This window comes from Streptomyces sp. YS415 (assembly GCF_023544665.1).
GTDB lineage: Bacteria > Actinomycetota > Actinomycetes > Streptomycetales > Streptomycetaceae > Streptomyces.
This window is the reverse complement of sequence record NZ_JAMJFL010000023.1, coordinates 62,369-81,395: the sequence shown is the minus strand read 5'-3', so window position 1 is coordinate 81,395 and position 19,027 is coordinate 62,369. Positions and strand designations below refer to the sequence as shown.

Annotated in this window: 11 protein-coding genes; 7 read left to right on the top strand and 4 right to left on the bottom strand. The window is 74.8% G+C overall.

What is annotated here, in order from left to right:
• Window positions 1-39 precede the first annotated feature (39 nt).
• Window positions 40-951: a LysR family transcriptional regulator gene (locus M8H82_RS26010; protein ID WP_250077460.1), complete on the top strand. Its 912-nt coding sequence runs from the start codon at window positions 40-42 to the stop codon at window positions 949-951.
• A gap of 76 nt (window positions 952-1,027) precedes the next feature.
• Here the strand turns inward: M8H82_RS26010 and M8H82_RS26005 are convergent, their stop codons facing one another.
• Window positions 1,028-3,358 carry a DUF4132 domain-containing protein gene (locus tag M8H82_RS26005; protein WP_250077459.1) on the bottom strand — a complete coding sequence of 777 codons (2,331 nt, stop codon included), beginning with the start codon at window positions 3,356-3,358 and terminating at the stop codon, window positions 1,028-1,030.
• Between the two features lie 157 nt (window positions 3,359-3,515).
• On the opposite strand from M8H82_RS26005, the gene M8H82_RS26000 reads away from it, so the two are divergent.
• From M8H82_RS26000 to M8H82_RS25980, 5 genes are read left to right on the top strand one after another with little or no spacing between them, the layout of a single operon-like run.
• On the top strand, window positions 3,516-7,091 hold the full coding sequence (locus M8H82_RS26000; RefSeq protein ID WP_250077458.1) for a WGR and DUF4132 domain-containing protein: 3,576 nt from the start codon (window positions 3,516-3,518) through the stop codon (window positions 7,089-7,091).
• Window positions 7,088-8,170, top strand: a complete 1,083-nt coding sequence (locus tag M8H82_RS25995) for an AAA family ATPase (protein WP_250077457.1) — start codon at window positions 7,088-7,090, stop codon at window positions 8,168-8,170. The genes M8H82_RS26000 and M8H82_RS25995 overlap by 4 nt, the downstream gene beginning before the upstream one ends.
• Window positions 8,170-10,704 (top strand): DUF5682 family protein, encoded by a 2,535-nt coding sequence (locus M8H82_RS25990; protein ID WP_250077456.1) that lies wholly within the window; start codon window positions 8,170-8,172, stop codon window positions 10,702-10,704. The genes M8H82_RS25995 and M8H82_RS25990 overlap by 1 nt, the downstream gene beginning before the upstream one ends.
• Window positions 10,701-11,837, top strand: a complete 1,137-nt coding sequence (locus M8H82_RS25985; RefSeq protein ID WP_250077455.1) for a VWA domain-containing protein — start codon at window positions 10,701-10,703, stop codon at window positions 11,835-11,837. The genes M8H82_RS25990 and M8H82_RS25985 overlap by 4 nt, the downstream gene beginning before the upstream one ends.
• Entirely contained in the window at window positions 11,834-13,771 is a 1,938-nt protein-coding gene (locus tag M8H82_RS25980) for a hypothetical protein (protein ID WP_250077454.1), read from the top strand. The genes M8H82_RS25985 and M8H82_RS25980 overlap by 4 nt, the downstream gene beginning before the upstream one ends.
• On the opposite strand, the gene M8H82_RS25975 is transcribed toward M8H82_RS25980, so the two are convergent.
• Window positions 13,751-14,998, bottom strand: a complete 1,248-nt coding sequence (locus M8H82_RS25975; protein WP_250077453.1) for a hypothetical protein — start codon at window positions 14,996-14,998, stop codon at window positions 13,751-13,753. The genes M8H82_RS25980 and M8H82_RS25975 overlap by 21 nt on opposite strands.
• Entirely contained in the window at window positions 14,995-16,149 is a 1,155-nt protein-coding gene (locus M8H82_RS25970) for a ThiF family adenylyltransferase (protein WP_250077452.1), read from the bottom strand. Before M8H82_RS25970 ends, M8H82_RS25975 begins: the two co-directional genes overlap by 4 nt.
• Window positions 16,150-16,385: 236 nt before the next feature.
• Between M8H82_RS25970 and M8H82_RS25965 the strand changes: the two genes are divergently transcribed.
• Complete coding sequence (locus M8H82_RS25965) at window positions 16,386-17,699, top strand: M14 family zinc carboxypeptidase (protein ID WP_250077451.1); 1,314 nt, start codon at window positions 16,386-16,388, stop codon at window positions 17,697-17,699.
• A gap of 10 nt (window positions 17,700-17,709) precedes the next feature.
• On the opposite strand, the gene M8H82_RS25960 is transcribed toward M8H82_RS25965, so the two are convergent.
• Entirely contained in the window at window positions 17,710-18,888 is a 1,179-nt protein-coding gene (locus M8H82_RS25960; protein ID WP_250077450.1) for an NAD(P)/FAD-dependent oxidoreductase, read from the bottom strand.
• Window positions 18,889-19,027 lie beyond the last annotated feature (139 nt).

Genomic DNA, 19,027 nt, shown 5'->3' with positions numbered 1-19,027 from the left:
ACAGGCGAGTTGCCTGTCCAAGACCTTCGGTGATAACCGATGGGCATGACGACGGACGCTCATGTGCGCGACCTCCGCTACTTCGTGACGGTGGCGGACGAACTGCACTTCACCCGCGCCGCCGAGCGGCTGTACGTCTCCCAGCCCGCCCTCAGCAAGCAGGTGCGCGCACTGGAACGGCAGTTGGGCATGGCGCTGTTCCACCGGGGGCCGGGAGGCGTCACGCTCACCCCGGCCGGTACGGCCCTGCTGCCGCACGCCCGGCGGGTGCTGGACGCCTGGGCGGACGGGGCGGCGGCGCTGGAGGCGGTGCGGGCCGCGGCGCGCGGGACGCTGGTGGTGGGGATGAGCACCAGCCCCGGGCGCGGCGGACTGCTGCCCGCGATCCGGTCCCGGTTCACCGCCGCGCACCCCGACACCGTGCTGCGGCTGCGCCAGGTGAGCTGGGACGATCCGACGGCGGGGCTCGCGGACGGTGCGGCGGACGTGGCCTTCGTGTGGCTGCCGCTGCCCGAGGCGGACCGCTACGACTGGGTCGTGGTCGCCGAGGAGCCCCGGCTGGTCGCCCTCCCGGAGGGCCACCGGCTCGCCGCGCACGCGGAGATCGACCTCGCGGACCTCTTCGAGGAGCCGTTCCTCGCGCTGCCCCCGAGCGCGGGACCCCTGCGGGACCACTGGCTCGCGCTGGACGAACGCGCGGGGCGTCCGCCCCGGATCGGCGCGGAGATCGCGGGGACGGAGGAGACGTACGAGGCGCTGGTGGCGGGGCTAGGGGTCTGCCTGGTCGCCCTCGGGAACGCCCCGCTGATCACGCTGGGCGGGGTGACGACCCGTCCGGTGCGGGGGCTCTCGCCGAGCCGGTACGTGCTGGCGTGGCGGCGGGAGGACGCGGAACGGGCGGGGGTCCGGGCGTATGCGGACGTGTGTGCGCGGGTGGTCGGCAGGGTGTGAGGGCTTCCGGCGGTGCCGGGTGCTGGCCCGTCAGCAGGGTGTGAGGGTTCCCCGGCCGTGCCGGGCCCTGGTCGCGTCAGGCCCGGCTGCCTGTCTCCCGTCTTCCTATCTGGCGGCGGATCGTCTCGTCCGTGATCTCCGTGTCCGCGGCCAGCAGGAACGCCTTGCTGAGGATCAGGGAGAGCCGGTCGTCCTGGAACGGCAGGAAGACGCCGCCGTCGCTCTTTCGGCGGGCCGGGACGATGCACAGGTAGGCGCCGTCCGGGTCCATCAGGATGTTGGCCGAGCCGATGTGGATGCGGTACGTCCGCAGATCGCCGCGGACCACCAGGAAGCGGCCGTCGAAGGAGCACCGGTCGGCGATCTTCAGGCGCGGCACGATCCGCCGCAGGGCATCGCGCCGGGCGTCGGCGCTCTCCGTCAGCTCCGCGAAGGAGGCCCGCTCCCAGTAGGCGCGCTCGGGACCCCGGTCGGTCCAGTCGGGGTCGGCGGCGATCGAGGTGACGCCCACGAACAGGTCGACGTCCCGCATCGCCTCGCTGAACACCAGGTCTGGCACCTCGGCGAGCGCCGCCTCGCGCCAGCCGCCGTCGGCCCGGCGGTCGAAGCGGACCTGGTCGGTCGCCGCGAGGCCCTCCTCGCCCGCCCGGTCGACCCAGGTGTGGAAGAAGCGGACCCGCCACTCCCCCGCCGCCAGGACGCGCTCCGCCTCGGCCTCGAACCCGGCGTCCCAGGGGCCCAGCAAGCTGCTCGACCAGCCCCGGGCCCGGAACAGCGCGAACATCCGCTGGTAGTGGACGAGATGGGCGGCGAAGCGGTTGGAGTACCCGCGGGTCTCCTCCTCGGCCGGCGTGAGCCGGTAGATCTCGCGGAACGCCTGCTTGAACGGCTGCCGGATCCGCGCCTCGGTGAGCAGGTCCCGCCACGCCCGGACGGCGTCGGCGTCGGCGCGCAGCGGGTGCCAGAGCCGTACGCGGGCGTCGTCGGGGGCGTCAGGCAGTCCGTCCGCCGCCTGGGGCAGCACCGCCCGCCGGTCGCCGGGCGCGACCTCGATCTCCCAGATCAGCCGGCCGACGACGGTCCGGGCGAGCGGATGCCCGGCCAGCTCGGTGCGCCACCGGCCGTAGGGGTGGACGGTGTCCACGGTGTAGCCGCCCTCCAACGCCCGCGCGAGCGTGACGAGGTGGGCGTCCACCCGCTTGACCAGCTCGCGCACCTCCTTGACGAGCGCGGGGTGGTCGCGGCGGACCGGCGCCGGGGTGCCGCGCAGCGGGCGGCCGTCCTTCTCCCAGGTCAGCGTCGCGCTGTCGGTGACCGTGAGGACGGCCGTGTACGCGCCCGCCGCCCGGCGCAGGACGCCGTCGTCGCCGAAGTCCAGCCCGGGCAGCCGTAGCGCTACGTCGGTGCGCTCGGCGAGGGCCGCCTCGATCTTCCTGATCATCTTGTCCAGCTGCCGGGGCACGCCGGCGTGCCGGACGGTCCTGCGCACGGTGCGGAGCGCGGTGACCAGCTCGGGCGTGGGGAAGTCCAGGGCGGCACGGGCCACTTCGTACAGCATGGCCTGCGAGGGAAGCGTCCTGGCGGCCGTGGGGGCGAGGGAGACGCCGGGGAGCAGACGGTCGAACAGGGCGGGGAGCCAGGGCTCGTCGCGCAGCAGCGCCACGCGCGCGGCCTGTCCGACGGTGAGGACCTCCCGGTCCGTGAACGCCTTGTCCGAACGGTAGGGCAGCTCGCCCGCGTGGATGGCGTCGGTGCGGGCGGCGGCGGCCTGGAGGGCGCGGCGGGCGAAGGCGGCGTAGGCGGGGACGGCGGCCGCCGCGCGCCAGGCGTCCGCGGTCGGTGGGGTGTCGAGGGGGTGGTCGCGGTCGATCCGGGCGAGCAGGATCTGCTCGCCCGGTGCCAGGCCCGCGACGACGGCCGTCTCGTCCGCCACGATGGGGCCCGCCTCCCCCGCGAGGCGTTCCACAGTGGCGCGCAGTGTCTCCTCGCCCGCGAGCCCGGCGACCGCGAGCAGCGCGTACGGCTGGCGCACCTTGGTCACCGCCAGCCGCAACTCCAGCAGGGCACGCACCGGTTCGGACAGGTCGGGCAGCGGGCCCGTGCAGTGCCGGACCGCCTCCAGGCCCGGGGTGAGGTCCGCGAAGACTCCCCGCACGGCCCGGTCGGCCAGCACCTCGAACATCCGGCGGCACACCTCGGGCGTGTAGCGCGGCTGCCGTTCCCCGGCCGCCCGCTCGACCGCGGCGCGGGCCAGGAGCGAGGGCCGGGTCCACTCGGCCACGCCGTGGACCGCGGTGACCAGGGCGCCGAGTTCCTCGTCGGAGATCCGCGACAGGTCGGCCGCCGGGTCGTCGTAGGAGGAGTCCCGGTCGGTCAGCGCGTTCATCAGCCGGTCGGCGAGGTTCATCGGACGTGCCTCTCGTTGTGCCTGCCCGGATCATGGCAGCGGGCACTGACAACGCGGGCGCCGCGGGCTGCCGACGGTCACTGTCAGTGGGGGCGGCTACGGTGACAGCCACATGGATCGAGCGGTCGGCCGGGGGGCCGGACGGAGGGGTGGGGCTGTGCGGCGCTGGGAGTTTGCGGGTGACGGCTCGGCGAAGTTCTGGGAGGCGGAGGCCGACGGGACGACGGTCACCGTGCGCTACGGACGGGTCGGGACGCAGGGGCGCACCCAGCCCAAGGAGTTGGCCTCGGCGGCGGCGGCCGAGGCGTATCTGGCGAAGGTGATCGCGGAGAAGGAGCGCAAGGGGTACCAGGAGGTGACGGCCGCCGACGCGGTTCCCGACCGGGCGAAGACCGCGGCGGTTCCGCACCGGGCGGAGGCCGCGGACGAGGACACGTTCGTCATGCCGGCCGCCTGGCGCCGACACGTCCACCCCAGGCGTGGCGGCATCCCGCGTACCGTGCCCCCACTGCATGCCGACGCCCTGGAACTGGTCGCCCGCCGCCGCAAGGAGGAGGCCGGCTGGATCGAGCAGATGCTCGCCGCCCCTCGGAGCGAGCCGCAGATCGTCGAGGCGCTGACTGCTCATCTGAACGGCAGTCAGAACCCGCTCGGCGCGGCCGCCCTGGCGTCGCTCACCATGCACTACCAACTCCCCGAAGGCGTGTTCGTGGACGCCTGGGTCATCGAGTACGGCCTGCCCTTCGCCGCGCGGGCCGTGGTGGAGTACTTCGACGTCGAGCCGCACTGGCTGCAGCACGGCTCGCAGCGGCAGGATCCCCGGATCGGCTTCCGCGTCGGCGTGACCACCGCGAACGCCCACTGGGCCCGCCCCTTCGCCGACCGGCTGCGCGCCCTGCTGGCCGTGGCCGACGAGGACACCTACCGGCAGGCCGTGACCGTCCTGGCGCAGTGCCGGGACAGCGTGCGCCGCCGCGTCGTCGTGTCGTACGTCGTGCCCACCGAGCACCACTGGGTCGAGGACGCCTGCGCGGACGCGGACAAGACCGACGAGACCCTGCGCGCCATGCTGCTGTGCTCGCTGAACTCCCCCGGGCAGCTCGACCGCGTGCTGGACACCTCCTTCCGCCTCGGCTGGCACGACTGGGCGATGCCTCTGGTGGCCTCGCTCGCCGAGGGCATCGGCGGGCATGGCGCGCCCGTGCTGGAGCGGGGCCTGGAGCAGGCGTACGGCTCCGACCGGATGCGCACGTTCTCGGCCGCCCTGGTGGAGCTGCCGACGGACGAGGCGTTCCGGGTGCTGCTGGCCCGCGTCGAGGACAAGAACGTGCGGCCGTGTCTCATGGAGGCGATGCGGCGGTGGCCCGTGCGCGCGCTGCGGCTGCTGGGGGCGGCGGCGACCGGTACGGCCAAGGGCGCCTCGATGGCGGGGCAGTTGCTGGCCGCGCACATCCAGGCGCACCCGGAGCTGACGGCGGCGGCGCTGCCCCAGCTCCCGGCGCAGGTGGCCGAGCACATCGAAGCGCGGCTCGCCTTCCGCGACCGGGTGGCCGAGGCACCGGCCGAGGCCCTGCCCGCGCTCCTGGTCAGCCCGCCGTGGGCGAAGGAGCGCAAGGCGGCCAGGGCGCGCGTGGCAGCCGAGGCGCCGGTTGCCCCGCAGCCGCGGGTCGTCTGGCAGCCCGACGAGCAGCAGCACTGGGCCGGAGTCACCTCCTGGTACTCCAGGTGGCGGGGCAAGTACGAGTGGAAGGAGGAGATCAAGGCCCTGCAGAACGGGGGGCAGTTGGCGGACGTCCGCGCGGCCCGGCTGTTCGTCACCGCGCCCGAGGACGTGGTCCGTCCGCTGCTGGCGCACTGCGCCCCCGAGGACTACTGGGACGGTGAGGCCGCGCTGAAGCCGGTGGCCGCGCGGTTCGGGACGGACGCCCTGCCGCTGCTGCTGCGCGCCGCGACCCGGCATCCGGCCACCCTGAGCATGCTGGTCATGCCGTACCTCAGCGTCGAGGTCGCCGCCCTGGTCAGCGACTGGCTGGCCCGGCTGAAGTCCGCCGACGCCCAGGCCCGCGCCTGGCTGAAGCGGCACGGCCTCGCCACCGTCCCCTATCTGCTCCCGCACGCGGTGGGCAGGGCCGGGGTCGCCCGGCGGGGCGCCGAGCGGGCCCTGCGGCTGCTGACGGACGCCCACGGCCGCGAGGCCGTCCTGGCGGCCGCCGCCGAGTACGGGCGGGAGACCGGGGACATCGTCGCCGCGGCGCTGGCCGCCGATCCGCTGGAGAGCGCCCTGCCCGCGCGGATGCCTGCCGTCGGCGCCTGGGCCGAGCCCGCGCTGATGCCGCAGATCCTGCTCAAGGAGGGCGGCGCCCTGCCCTCCGACGCGGTGCGCAACGCGCTCACCGTCCTCGCGCTGTCCAAGCCCGGCGATGTCTACCCCGGCCTCGACGTGCTGACCGAGCACTGCACCGCCGACTCGCTGGCCGCGTTCGCCTGGGGCCTGTTCGAGCAGTGGCGGCTGGCCGGCATGCCCCCGAAGGAGAGCTGGGCACTGCACGCGCTGGGCCTGCTCGGCGACGACGAGACCGTACGGCGGCTCACTCCCGTGGTGCGCGCCTGGCCCGGCGAGTCCGCCCACCACCGCGCGGTGGAGGGGCTGGACGTCCTCGCGACGATCGGCAGCGACGTGGCGCTGCTGCACCTGCACGGCATCGCCCAGCGGGTTCCGTTCAAGGCGCTCAGGACCCGCGCCCAGGAGAAGATCGCCGAGGTCGCCGAGGGACTCGGGCTGACCGCCGAGCAGCTGGGCGACCGGCTCGTGCCGGACTTCGGCCTGGACGCGGACGGCAGCACGGTCATCGACTACGGGCCCAGGCAGTTCACGGTCGGCTTCGACGAGCAGCTGCGGCCCTACGTCCGCGACGCCGACGGCAAGCACCGCAAGGCCCTGCCCGCCCCCGCCGCCAAGGACGACCCGGAGCTGGCCCCGGCCGAGCGCAAGCGGTTCGCCGCGCTGAAGAAGGACGTCCGTACGGTCGCCGCCGACCAGGTACGGCGGCTGGAGGCGGCGATGGTGTCGCAGCGCTCCTGGACGGCCGGGGAGTTCCGGGACCTGTTCGTCGCCCATCCGCTGGTGTGGCATCTGGTACGGCGGCTGGTCTGGATCGGTGCGGCCGACGGCAAGGTGACGGCGTTCCGGGTCGCGGAGGACCGTACGTTCGCCGACGTCGAGGACGACGCGCTGACGCTGCCCGAGGAGGCGAGCGTCCGGCTGGCCCATCCGCTGCACCTGGGCGCGGAGCTGGCCGCCTGGTCGGAGCTGTTCGCCGACTACGAGATCCTCCAGCCCTTCCCGCAGCTGGGCCGTGCCGTGCACGCCCTCACCGAGGAGGAGGGCGCCGACCAGCGGCTGGCCCGCTTCGAGGGCGCCACCGTGCCGGTCGGCAAGCTCCTCGGGCTCACCAAGCGCGGCTGGGAGCGGGGCACCCCGCAGGACGCGGGCGTGGAGCGCTGGTTCCACCGGCAGATCGACGAGAACCGCTACCTGGTCATCGACCTCGACCCGGGGATCGCCGTCGGCGCCGTCGACATGCTCGGCGACCAGACCTTCGACGCCGTATGGCTGAACACGACCCCCGACGACTACTACCGGAACCGGAAGAGCGGGCTCAGCTTCGCGGGTCTCGACCCGGTCATCGCCTCCGAGCTGCTCGCCGACCTGACCGAGGTGACCGCGAAGTGACCGTCACCGAGGGGCAGCTCCAGCGCCCGCCCGCCGAGGTCCGCTACGCCGACGAGCTCGCCGCCCTGCGCGCCGCCGACGACGACCCCCGCCCGCCCGGCTGGCGGCTCAGCCTGCGCGCCGCCCGCCGTTTCGTGGTCGGGGACGAAAGGGCCGGTATCAGCCGGAAGTTCGTCGGCCATGTCTCCCTGGTCGAGCGGGCCCTGGTCACCCTCGCCACCAACCGCGGCCTGATGCTCGTGGGGGAACCGGGCACGGCCAAGTCGCTGCTCTCCGAGCTGATCGCGGCGGCCGTCAGCGGTGACTCGGCGCTCACCGTGCAGGGCGGCGCGGCCACCACCGAGGACCAGATCAAGTACTCCTGGAACTACGCGCTGCTGGTCTCCGAAGGCCCCTCGGCCCGGTCGCTCGTCCCGGCGCCCATGCTGCGCGGGATGGCCGAGGGACGGATCGTGCGGTTCGAGGAGATCACCCGCTGTCCGCTGGAGGTGCAGGACTGTCTGCTGTCGCTGCTGTCCGAGCGGGTCATCGCCGTCCCGGAGCTGGACGGGCCGCAGGGCATGGTCTTCGCCCGGCAGGGCTTCAACGTCATCGCCACCGCCAACACCCGGGACCGGGGCGTCAACGAGATGAGCGCCGCGCTCAAGCGCCGCTTCAACTTCGAGACGGTCTTCCCCATCCCCGACTTCGACACCGAACTCGCCCTGGTCGAGGCCGAGGCCACGGCGCTGCTGCAGCAGTCCGGGGTGACGGCACCACCGCGCCGGGACGTGCTGGAGGTGCTGGTCGGCACCTTCCGCGAACTGCGCGGACCGGCCGAGCGCGGCGAGCGCATGGCGACGGTGATGAGCACCGCCGAAGCCGTGTCCGTCGCGCACGCGGTCGGGGTGCGCGGCTGGTTCCTGCGCGGTGAGGCCGGCACCGCGGCCGATGTGGTGGCGAGCCTGGCGGGCACGGCGGCCAAGGACAGCCCCGAGGACCTGGCCCGGCTGCGCCGCTTCCTGGAGCAGGAGGTGCCGCGCCGCAAGGGCGGACAGTGGCGGGCCCTGCACGACGCACGGCATCTGCTGGCGGACTGATGTCCTCCGCGGTCTTCCTCGGCGTACGCCATCACTCCCCCGCCTGCGCCCGGCTCGTGGCCCGCGCGATCGCGACGCTGCGTCCGGCGTACGTGCTGGTGGAGGGGCCGGCGGACATGAACGGGCGGCTGGACGAGCTGCTGCTCGAACACCGGCTGCCCATCGCCGTGTTCAGTCACTACCGGGACGCGTCCCGGGTCGCGACCTCCTGGGCCCCGCTGTGCGACTACTCCCCGGAGTGGATCGCGCTTCGGGAGGGGCGGGCCGCGGGTGCGGAGGTGCGGTTCATCGATCTGCCGGCCTGGCATCCGGCGTTCACGCAGCGCGCCGAGGGCGCCGCCAACCGCTATGCCGACGCCGAGGCACGCTACGCGGAGGCGACCGGGCGGTTGTGCGCGCACTTCTCCGTGGACTCGGTGGACGCGCTGTGGGACCGCCTGTTCGAGGTCACCGGGCCGGACGACGCCGACGCGCTCCAGGCCCGCCTGGACGCCTACTTCGACCTGGTCCGAGGGGACGCCGAGGCGGACGCGGGCGACCGGGCACGCGAGGAGTACATGGCGTCCTGGGTCAGCGCGGCCGTGGCCCACGCGGCCGGACGCCCCGTCCTGGTGGTGACCGGCGGCTTCCACACCCCGGCCCTGCGCAGCCTGGCGCAACGGGGCGATCCCGTCCGGGCGATGGTGCCGGGGTTGCGGGCGGGGTTGCAGCGGGAAGGCTCGGCCGCGCCGCGGGAGGGCGCGGGGCCGGAAGACCGGGCGGCTTTGCAGGAGGCCGCACAGTCGGAAGACCCGGCAGCGCCGCAGGAAAGCGTGGAACCCGAAGGCACGCCGGCGCCGCGGAAAGGCGCACCGCCGGAAGACGCGCCCGCGGCCTATGGCATGGAAACCCCCTGGCCCCGGATCCCCGAACCCCCCGAGGGCGCGCTCGGTGGCAGTTTCCTCGTGCCGTACTCCTTCCGGCAGTTGGACGCCTTCGCGGGGTACCAGTCGGGCATGCCCTCGCCCGGGTACTACCAGCGGCTGTGGGAGCACGGGCCGCGGGACGCCGCCCAGGGGCTGTTGCGGGCGGTCGCCGAGCGGCTGCGCGGGCGCCGGGTTCCGGTGTCCACGGCCAATCTGGTCGCCGCGCGCGGACTGGCCCAGGGCCTGGCCCTGCTGCGCGGGCACCCGTACGAGACCAGGGTGGACGTCCTCGACGGACTCGCCGGTGCGCTGATCGCCGACGACCTGGACCGCCCGCTGCCCTGGACCACCCGGGGCAGCCTGCACGCGGGCGCCCACCCGGTGGTGGCGGAGATGGTCGCCGCCTGCACCGGCGACGCCGAGGGCCGGCTGCACCCCGACACCCCGTTGCCCCCGCTGGTCCACGACGTGACCGAGCAACTCGCCCGCCTGGGACTGGCGGACGCCGAAGGCGGCGTCACCCTCGACCTCGCCGATCCGTCCGGCCTGGCCCGCAGCCGCGTCCTGCACCGCCTGCGCGTGCTCGGCATCCCCGGCTTCACCCGGGTGTCGGGCCCGGCCGACGGCGCCGACCCGGTGTTCACCGAGCGCTGGGAGCCGGATGCCGGCCGGGGCGGCCGTGAGGCGGTCACCGCGGGTGGCGGCCGGGAGGCGGCGCTGATCGAGGCGGGCGCGTACGGGGCGCGGCTGGACGAGGCTGCCTCGGTCCTGCTCGCCGAGCGCGCCGAGGCCGCGGGCCGGGACGCCGGTCCGCTCGCCGGGCTGCTCTTCGACGCGGTGCTGTGCGGAGTGGGCCCGCTCTGCGCCGAGCTGCTGGACCGGCTCGCGGCACAGGTGGGCCGGATCGGTGCACTGGGCCCGCTCGGCGAGGTGCTGGCGTCGGCGCTCGGACTCTGGCGGCACGACCGCGTGTTCGGCGCGGCCCGCGGTGAGCTGCTGGGCGGTGTCGTCGCGGGCGCCGTCGAGCGGGTGTTCTGGCTGGCGGAAGGCTTGCACGGCGGCGACGGGGTGGACCTCGGGCGGCTGGGCGCGCTGGCGGCCGCCCGGGACGCGCTGCTGCACGCGCCGGACCTCCTGCCGCTCACCCGGGAAGCCGCCGCCGATGCCGCCGCCCGGATCGCCCGGGACCCCCTCGCCCCGGCCGACCTGCGGGGCGCCGCGTTCGGGCTGCGCCGAACGCTCGGCGGCGCCGACGACCCGGCGGCGGTGGTGCGGACGCTGGCCCCCGGCATCCTCGGCGACTGGCTGGCCGGACTGTTCGCGGTGGCCCGGGAGGAGGTCACCGGCGGGGCGGAGTCCCTGGTCGACGTACTGGACGACATCGTCGCGGCGCTGCCCGAGGACGGCTTCCTCACCGGTCTGCCCGCCCTGCGCCAGGCCTTCGCCTTCTTCCCGCCCCGCGAACGCGAACGCATCGCCGAACGCCTGCTCCAGCGGCGCGGCACGCGCGGCTCGGCCCGTGCGCTGCTGCGGACGACCGCGGACCCGCTGCAACTGGCCCGCGCCCGGGCCCTGGAGGAGAACGTGGCCCGACTGCTCACCCGGCACGGCCTGAGGAGCACCCCGTGACCGCTCCCGACCCCGCCCTGGAACGCTGGCGCCTCATCCTCGGCGCCCCCGCCGAGCGCTGCACCGGCGCCCTCTCGGACGCCACCGCGGCCCGCGACCGCGCACTCGACTGGCTCTACGGCCGCGACGACGACCTGCGCCGGCGAGGCGTCCGGACACCGTCCGGTTCCCGGGAGGGCGGCGACGGCCCCTCCCGGCTCACCGCCGTGCACTGGCTCGACGACATCCACCGGCTGTTCCCCAAGGAGACGGTGGAGCGTCTGGAGCGGGACGCCGTCGAGCGGTACGGCATCCAGGAGATCGTCACCGACCCGGACGTCCTCGCCCGCGTCGAGCCCAGCCAGACGCTGCTGCGTGCGGTCCTGCGCACCAAGCACCTGATGAACCCGCACGTCCTGACCGCCGCCCGCCGGATCGTCGAGGCGGTCGTGCGGGACCTGATGGAGCGGCTGCGCCCGGAGGTCCGCCGGGCGTTCACCGGTACCCGCTCCCGCCGCCCCAGCAGGATCCCGCTGGCCCGCGACTTCGACTTCCGCGGCACCATCCGCGCCAACCTCGCCCACTACCGGCCCGAGGAACGCCGCATCCTCATCCAGCGCCCCCGCTTCCACTCGCGCACCCGCCGCCACCTGGACCAGTGGCAACTCGTGCTGCTGGTCGACCAGTCGGGCTCCATGGCCGGTTCCGTGATCCACTCCGCGGTGACCGCGGCCTGCCTGTGGAGCCTGCCGGGGCTGAAGACCCATCTGGTCGCCTTCGACACCGAGGTCGTGGACCTCACCTCCGACGTGTCCGACCCCGTCGAACTGCTGATGGGCGTCCAGCTCGGCGGCGGCACGAACATCGCGCGGGCGGTCGACTACGGCGCCGGACTCGTCGAGAACCCGCGGCGCGCGATCGTCGCCCTCGTCTCCGACTTCTACGAGGGAGGCGACCCGTACCGCCTGGTCCGTACCGTGCGCGCACTGGTCGAGCAGGGCACCACGGTGCTGTGCCTGGCCGCGCTCGACGAGGCCGCCGATCCCGTCTACGACCGCTCGCTGGCCGCCCGGCTCGCGGAGGCCGGCGCCCCGGTGGGCGCGATGACGCCGGGGGCACTCGCGGAGTTCGTCGCCCGGCAGGTGGGCCGATGACCCGCGCCGACCTGCTGGCCCTGACCTCCGAGACGCTGGTGTCCCTCGCCAACCGGGGTCTGGTCAAGCGGGCGGAGAAGGACCTGGCGGCGGGCTCCGGCGCGGAGGTGACCGTCGCCGAGGACGGCACCGTACGCGGACGCTTCCCGGACGGCACCGCCACCGCCCTGCCGCCGGGCCTCGGTCTGGACGCGGCGGAGTGCGGCTGCGGGGCGGCCGGCGTGTGCCGTCACCGGATCGGTGTGGTGCTGGCGTATCAGCGCGGCGCGCGGGAGGAGCGGTCCGCGTTCGTGGAGTGGTCACCGGGCGAGTTCGACGACGAGGCGCTGGCGGCGGCGCTCGGCGGGCCGGCCCTGACCGCCGCCCGCCGCACCCGGGACCGCGGCTGCACGGCCCGCCTGCACCGCCCCACCCCGGCCGACCCGGTCCCCCGGGTGGAACTGCCCACGTGCACCGTCCGCTTCCCCGTCCCGCACGAGCTGGGGTACGCCCTCACCGACGCGGCCGGCGCGCTGCGCGGCGAGGTCGTGGCGCTGGCGGTGTGGGCGTTCCGGGCGGCGGACGCCGAGGGCGGGACGGAGGTGAGCATGGGCGGCCGTACGGCCCGGGCCGGGGGCGGCGAGGAGGCGATGGGCGCCGCGCTGGACCTCGCGGACGAGCTCCTGCTGGACGGCGTACCGCAGGCGGGCCCGGTGTTCGCCGGGTCCCTCGCCCGGGTCCGCGAGGCGCTGACCGCCGCGTCCCGGCACTGGCCGGCGGGCGCGGTGGCCGACCTCGCGGAACAGCTCGCCGCGTACCGGGCGCGCGCCACCCGCTACGACCCCGAGCGCGTCGCCCACCTGCTGGCCGAACTGCACGCCCGCCGGCGCGCCGCCGCCCTCGACCCGGTCGGGGTTCTCGGCACCGAGGAGGCGCCGGAGACGCCCCTGCGCCGGGTGCGCCTGGTGGCGCTCGGCTGCCGGATCGGCGGCACCGACCGGGACCGTACGGCGGAGATCTTCTTCGCGCACCCGGGGGCGGGGCTGGCGCTGGTCCTGCGCAAGCGCTGGGAGCTGCCGGAGGGCCAGTCCCCCACCGGCCACGACCTGTCCACCCGCCGCCTGCTCAACGCCCCGCTGCACGCGCTGGCCACGGCGAACGTCGTCAGCGAGCACACGGCCCGCGCGGCCGACCGTACGGTGACCATCAGCCGGGGCCGCATAGCCGCCACGAGCGTCACCCCGCTGGGCACCGCCTGGCACGACCTCCCGGCGCCCCTGCTGGTCGAGGACACCGCCGCCCACCTGCGCGGCAGGGCCGAGCAGCCGCCGCGGCTGATCCGCCCGCGGGTGCGGGCGGAGTCGGTCCACGTGGTGGAGGTGGGGTCCGTGCAACCGGCCGGCTACGACCCCGCGGCACAGCGCCTGGAGGCCCTGGCCCACGATCCGGCGGGCAACGAGTTCCTGATCCGCGCCGAGCACAACCCGCTCTGCCCGGCGGGCCTGGACGCCCTGGCCGCGGCGCTCGACGGCGGCGTGCGGGCCGTGAGCGGCATGCTCGCCCGCGAGCACGGCCGTACCGTGCTGGATCCGCTGGCCGTGCTCACCGCCACGGGCCCGGTCGTCCCCGATCTCGCGCCCGGCGACGGCGGCACGGCCCTCACCACGGCACCCCGCAGGGAGATCGATCCGATCACCGCGGCCCTGGAGACGGCCCTGCGCGCTCTCGCGGAGGCCGCCCACCACGGTCTGCGCGCCCTGCCGGGACCGGCCCGCACCCGCCTCGCCGACAGTGCGACGGCCCTGCGTCGCGCGGGGCTGCGCACCGCCGCCGGTCTGCTCGACGACCTGACCGCGCGACTGGCCGGGGACGGCGCGAGCGCGGCCGTCCCGGCCTGGGTGGAGGCCCAGATCCAGCTGGTGACCGCGCTGGAACTACACCGGGCTCCCGTGTGAGCGGCGGTTGCGGCGGGTGCGGCGGTTGCGCCACCAGGTGACCAGCCACAGGACGTTGATCCCGCCGAGGACGATCAGCACCGCGGCCGCGTCGGCGTTGCCCGCGAGCCCGTGGCCGGGGCCGATGCCCCGGGCGGCGGCGACCAGCAGGGCGATGTCGACGGGCAGGGTAACGGCGGCCATGAAGGCGAGGCAGGCCGCCGTACCGGCCACGAGGACGACGCTGTAGAGGCGGACGGCCCGGCGCTCGTGCGGCGGCAGCCGCGTGCTCGGGTCGGCCGTCCCGGCGCGGCGCGAGGGACGTACCGCGCGCCGGAAGGCGTACCGCGCGTAGGCGAGGCCGTCTCCGTACAGGTCCCGGCAGCCGGTGAGGTCCTGGAGGACGAAGTACAGGTCGGTCCGGGTGAACACCATGCACTGGAAGGGCAGCGGCATCAGGGCCAGCAGCAGGGCCGCCGCCAGCAGCCGGTGGACTGTCGTTCCCGGGGTGGTCCCGGCCAGGACCAGAATCAGGGCCGAGGCCACCGACAGATTGAGGGCGATGCCGGACAGATAGGCCGTCAGCCGGTGTCTGCGCGGGGCGAGTTCGATGCCGCTGATGTCGGTCTGCATGACGAGGAACTGGAGCCGGGTGCCGAGCCGCATCCTCCCCGGCACGCCCGCGGCGCGGGCGGTGACCAGGTGCGCCAGCTCATGGGCCAGCAGCAGCGTCCACCCGGCCGCCGCCCCGCTGAGCAGGACCAGGCTGCCGTGCGGGCTCCACAGCAGGTCGCGGTAGCCCGGGAGGAGATCCGGGCGGCGCAGCAGGACGACGACGGCGGCCGTGATCAGCACGCCGACGAGGACCGCGAGCGCCGGGTGCAGGGCGAGGCGGACGTGGTGGGGGCGCAGCCACGGCAGGGAGGCCCGCGGGGGTGCGGGGTCGGGAACCGGGTGGTCCCCGATCCGGGCGACGAACCCGAGCGCGGTCAGATCGCTGACGAAGTCCGGGATCTCGAACTCCTCGCCGGTCTCCTCCCGCAGCCGCTGGGCCGTGCGGGCCACGCTCAGCCCCTCGCCCAGCAGTTCCACCGCGCGGGCCCCGGCCGCCGGCAGGGCGACGAAGGTGCGGGTGGCCATCCGCCCCACGATCCACTCGTCCCGGTCGCGCCGTACCGCCAGGTCGTGCAGCCGGACCCGGGTCGACGGCTCGATACGAGGGCGGCCCTCCGCCGCGGTGTCCGTCACGCGGGGTCCTGCGGACCGGTGCTCACCGCCGGTTCCGGGCGGCAGGCGGGACAGTCGGTACGGCGCTCCGCGCGCTGCAGGACCGGATCGCCGGGCACCATGAGGTTGAGGCCGAAGCGGCATCCGGGGTCGATCCGCGGGACACCGCACAGCAGCGCCAGGGCCGCGTGGGCGAGCAGGCTGCCGGAGAGGCCGGCGGTCACGGCGTTGACCGGATTCCACGGCATGCGCGGCGAGGCGACGTCCTCGTCCTGGCCGGGGGCGAGCCGCAGATCGCGCCGCTCGATCTCGGCGCTGCGCAGACACTCCCAGCACGCTCCCCGGCCGGGCGTGAAGACACCGACGCTCACCAGCGGGCCGCGGTAACCGGCCTCGGCCCACGGCGTGCCCGTGGCCAGGCAGACCTGGTTGGCCCAGCGGCGGATGGCGGCGGGCCGGTCGGCGGCCAGCAGGAGCACGTCGTACGCGGCACCCGTGCCGGAGTCGCCGGCCAGCAGGTCGTCGAGGTCGGCCGGGCCGCGTACCTCACGGCGTTCGCCGGTGACCGTCGGATGCGGGTTCAGGGCGCGCAGCGCCGTCAGCGCCGCGTCGATCTTGGGTGTGCCGAGGTCCGTCTGCCGGTAGAGGGTCTGCCGGTTGAGGTTGGACAGCTCCACGACGTCCGGCTCGACGCAGTGCAGTCGTCCCACGCCGGAGGCCACCAGGTCCCGGGCGGCGGCCCCGCCCGTACCGCCGACCCCGATCAGCAGGACGCGGGCGCGGCGCAGTCGCAGCTGCGGTTCCCAGGGGTTCTCCCTCGGCCGGAGGTCCATCCAGCGCAGCAGGGTCATGCCCCGGCTGTAGCGCTCGCGTTCGTCCTCGGTCAGCTCGGCCGGGGGCGCGGCGCCGGCGTCCTCGACGTAGCCGGCCGCGGTCAGGTCGGTGATCGCCTGGGCGATGTCGGCGGTGGGCAGGTGCGGGTGGCGGCGGGACACCTCGGCGACGACGTCCGCGGTGCTGCGGGTGCCGTCCATGGCCTCGACCAGCGTCCACACCCAGCCGTCGGGATCCTTGACCTCGGCGCCGATGCCGTGGACGACGCTGCCGATCCGCAGATGGCCGTCCACCGTCCGGTACGCCCGGTGCTCCGGCTTGATCCGGGGCCGCCGCATCGAGTGCACCGTCACTTTCGCGCCATTCTCATCAGCCCCAACTGACCCGTGATCAACGGACATTGACAACAGTGACCCGATCGACGAAGTCTTGCAAGAGCACACGGATCACCGCACGCCACAGCCACCACCGGGAGGACACGGCATGCCGAACAAGATCGAGATTCGTCCGCTGGACAAGAAGGAGACCACCGGCGACAGCGGTGGCAACGGCGGTTCCTGACCGGACGCCGGTGATGGACCGCTACCCCACGGTCGCGGACGTCGCCGAGTCGGCGCGGCGGCTGGTCTCCCGGTACCCGGGAACCGGCCGTCTGCGCCGCATCGGTACGTCCCGCGCGGGCCGTCCGCTGCTGATGCTGTCCGTGGGACACGGGCCACGCCATGTCCTGGTGGTCGCCCGGCCGCACCCCGACGAACCGGTCGGCGGCGCGACCGCGCTCGCGCTGGCGGAGCGGGTGGCACACGGCCGCGGGCGCTCCCCGGCGACCGACCCCACCGTCGTCACCTGGGACATCGTCCTGTGCCTCGACCCCGACGGCGCCGCGCTGAGCGACGGCATCGAGGAGGCGACGGCCGGGCCCGAGCCCACCCTGGAGAGCTACTACGGCGCCGCCTTCCGCCCGGTCGCGGCGGAACAGCCGGAATGGGCGCCGATCGTCCCGCGGCACCTGCCGGAGAGCCAGGCACTGTTCGGCGTCATCGACGAACTGCGGCCGTTCCTGCAGTGCTCCCTGCACAGTGTCGAAGCGGGCGGCAGCTGGGTGCAGTTGACCCACGGCCTGCCCCAACTCGCCGCGCCCTTCCAGACGTCCGCCGGCACGCTGGGCATTCCCGTCCAGCACGGCACGTACGACGCCCTGTACTGGGACAACCCCAGTCCTGGCATCCACGTACTGCCCCCGCCGGACAGCACCGCCCGGCTGGCCGCCGGGTCCGAGAACATCGGCCTGTCGACCTGGTGTGCGCCGATGCGGTACGGCGGTGTCACCGCGATCGTCGAAGTGCCCATGTGGGCGACCGATCTGGCCGACGACCTGTCTCCGCATCCGGCCGCCGCCGAGGCGCTGCGCGACCTGTCCCGCCTGGTGCGCGACGGCGGACGGCAGGTGACCGCCGTACTCGACCGGGCGCGCCCGTTCCTGCCGCCGGCCTCCGAGAACGCGCTCAGACGGGTCCTGGAGTGGATGGCCGACGACCTCTACGACCTGGTCGCCGACTCCTGGGAGCCGCTCGCCCGGCAGGCGGCCGAGGCGTCCGGCGCCGGGGACGCGCGGCCACTGACGACGGCCCAGGTCTGTTCGCTGGACGTGGTGGCCCGCCGGCAGCCGCTGCGCGCGGCAGGTCTGCTGCTCCGCCTGCTGCGGGCGGCGGACGACCCCGCGGCCCCGGCGCTCCACCGCGAGCTGAGCGAGCTCTTCACCCTGTGGAGCGGGGACTTCGAGAAGGCGCTGCGCCTGCGCTGGGTGCCGGTGCGCCATCAGGTGGAACACCAGGCCCGCACGGTCGTGGCCGCGGCGGACAGCGCGCTGCGGGCTCTGGGGTGGTAGGACGACCCCCTCACATCGCGGGCCTGCGGGTGGCTCGACCGCCCTTGGAGACGACGGTGGTGACGTTCATGCGCTTGCTGAGACGGTACGTCAGCAGCGGGCTGCCGCTGACGAACTCCTTGTAGGCGACGGCCGCGCGGCCCCTCAGCCACCAGCGCGCGGGGCTGTCGTCGGCCTTGGTGAACTGGATGACGGCGTCCCCGCGGCCCAGGCTGACCGGCTGGTGGAAGTAGCCGAAGCGGAACGGCTCGACGGTCCTGCCGCGCAGCAGTCGCGCGATGGTGTCGGCGGTGTACTGGGCGGTGGGCAGACCGCTCTGACAAGTGCCGTGGACCGGCCCCCAGGCCAGGCGTACGGCGGCGGCGTCGCCGATGGCGTGGATCTCCGGGTGGGACACCGACCGCAGGGTGCCGTCGACCAGGATCAGACCGCGCTCGTCGGTGGCGATCCCGGCGTCGGCGGCCAGCGGCGACACCTTGACCCCTGCCGTCCACAGACAGGCGTCGGAGCGGACGGTCCGGCCGTCGGACAGCTCGACGGCGTCGGGCAGCACCTTGGCGACCCGGACGCCGGTCACCGTGGTCACACCGAGGCGGTCCAGCGAGCGGTGCAGGTAGGCGCGCGCCTTGGCGCCCATCATGCCGCCGACCTCGTCCGAGCTGATCAGCGTGACGTGCAGGCCGGGATGGCTCTCCGCGATCTCGGCGGCCGCCTCGACGCCGGTCAGGCCGCCGCCGCAGACGGTGACCGTGCCGCCGGCCGCCGCGACCTCGGTCAGCCGGGCGGCGAACCGGCCGGCGCACTCCGGGCCGTTGAGGGTGAACGCATGGGCGTCGACGCCAGGGACCGTGCCCGTGTCGGTGGAGCTGCCCAGCGCGTAGACGAGGGTGTCGTATCCGAGGGACATGTCACCGTCGACGGTGATGCGCCGCGTCTCGGGCTCGATGGTGGTGGCGGTGCCCTCGACGAACCGGACGCCGGTCCCGGCGAGCAGGTTCGCGATCCGGTGGCGGGCCAGGTGCTGCCCGGCGGCGATCTGGTGCATCCGCAGCCGCTCGACGAACCGGCTCGACGGGTTGACCAGGGTGATCCGCACGCCGGTCCGGCGGATGCGGTGGGCCAGCCGGACCGCGGTGAACATGCCCGTGTAACCGGCACCGAGAACGACGATCTGGCGATGGTCGGTCATTTCGATCTCCCACTGTTCGCACCGGCTCCATACCGGTGACGCCCATGGGACGAGAGACCGGCCCCGGACGTGACATGGGCCCGACGAGACACACGTCACACCGGACAGGGCCCGGCCCCAAGGCAGTTGGAGGCCGTCC

What these genes read in the sequence shown, in the direction of transcription:
- M8H82_RS26010 (WP_250077460.1), top strand. Translation starts at nt 40, where the DNA reads ATGGGCATGACGACGGACGCTCATGTGCGCGACCTCCGCTACTTCGTG.
- M8H82_RS26005 (WP_250077459.1), bottom strand. Translation starts at nt 3,358, where the DNA reads ATGAACCTCGCCGACCGGCTGATGAACGCGCTGACCGACCGGGACTCC.
- M8H82_RS25990 (WP_250077456.1), top strand. Translation starts at nt 8,170, where the DNA reads ATGTCCTCCGCGGTCTTCCTCGGCGTACGCCATCACTCCCCCGCCTGC.
- M8H82_RS25980 (WP_250077454.1), top strand. Translation starts at nt 11,834, where the DNA reads ATGACCCGCGCCGACCTGCTGGCCCTGACCTCCGAGACGCTGGTGTCC.
- M8H82_RS25970 (WP_250077452.1), bottom strand. Translation starts at nt 16,149, where the DNA reads ATGCGGCGGCCCCGGATCAAGCCGGAGCACCGGGCGTACCGGACGGTG.
- M8H82_RS25965 (WP_250077451.1), top strand. Translation starts at nt 16,386, where the DNA reads ATGGACCGCTACCCCACGGTCGCGGACGTCGCCGAGTCGGCGCGGCGG.
- M8H82_RS25960 (WP_250077450.1), bottom strand. Translation starts at nt 18,888, where the DNA reads ATGACCGACCATCGCCAGATCGTCGTTCTCGGTGCCGGTTACACGGGC.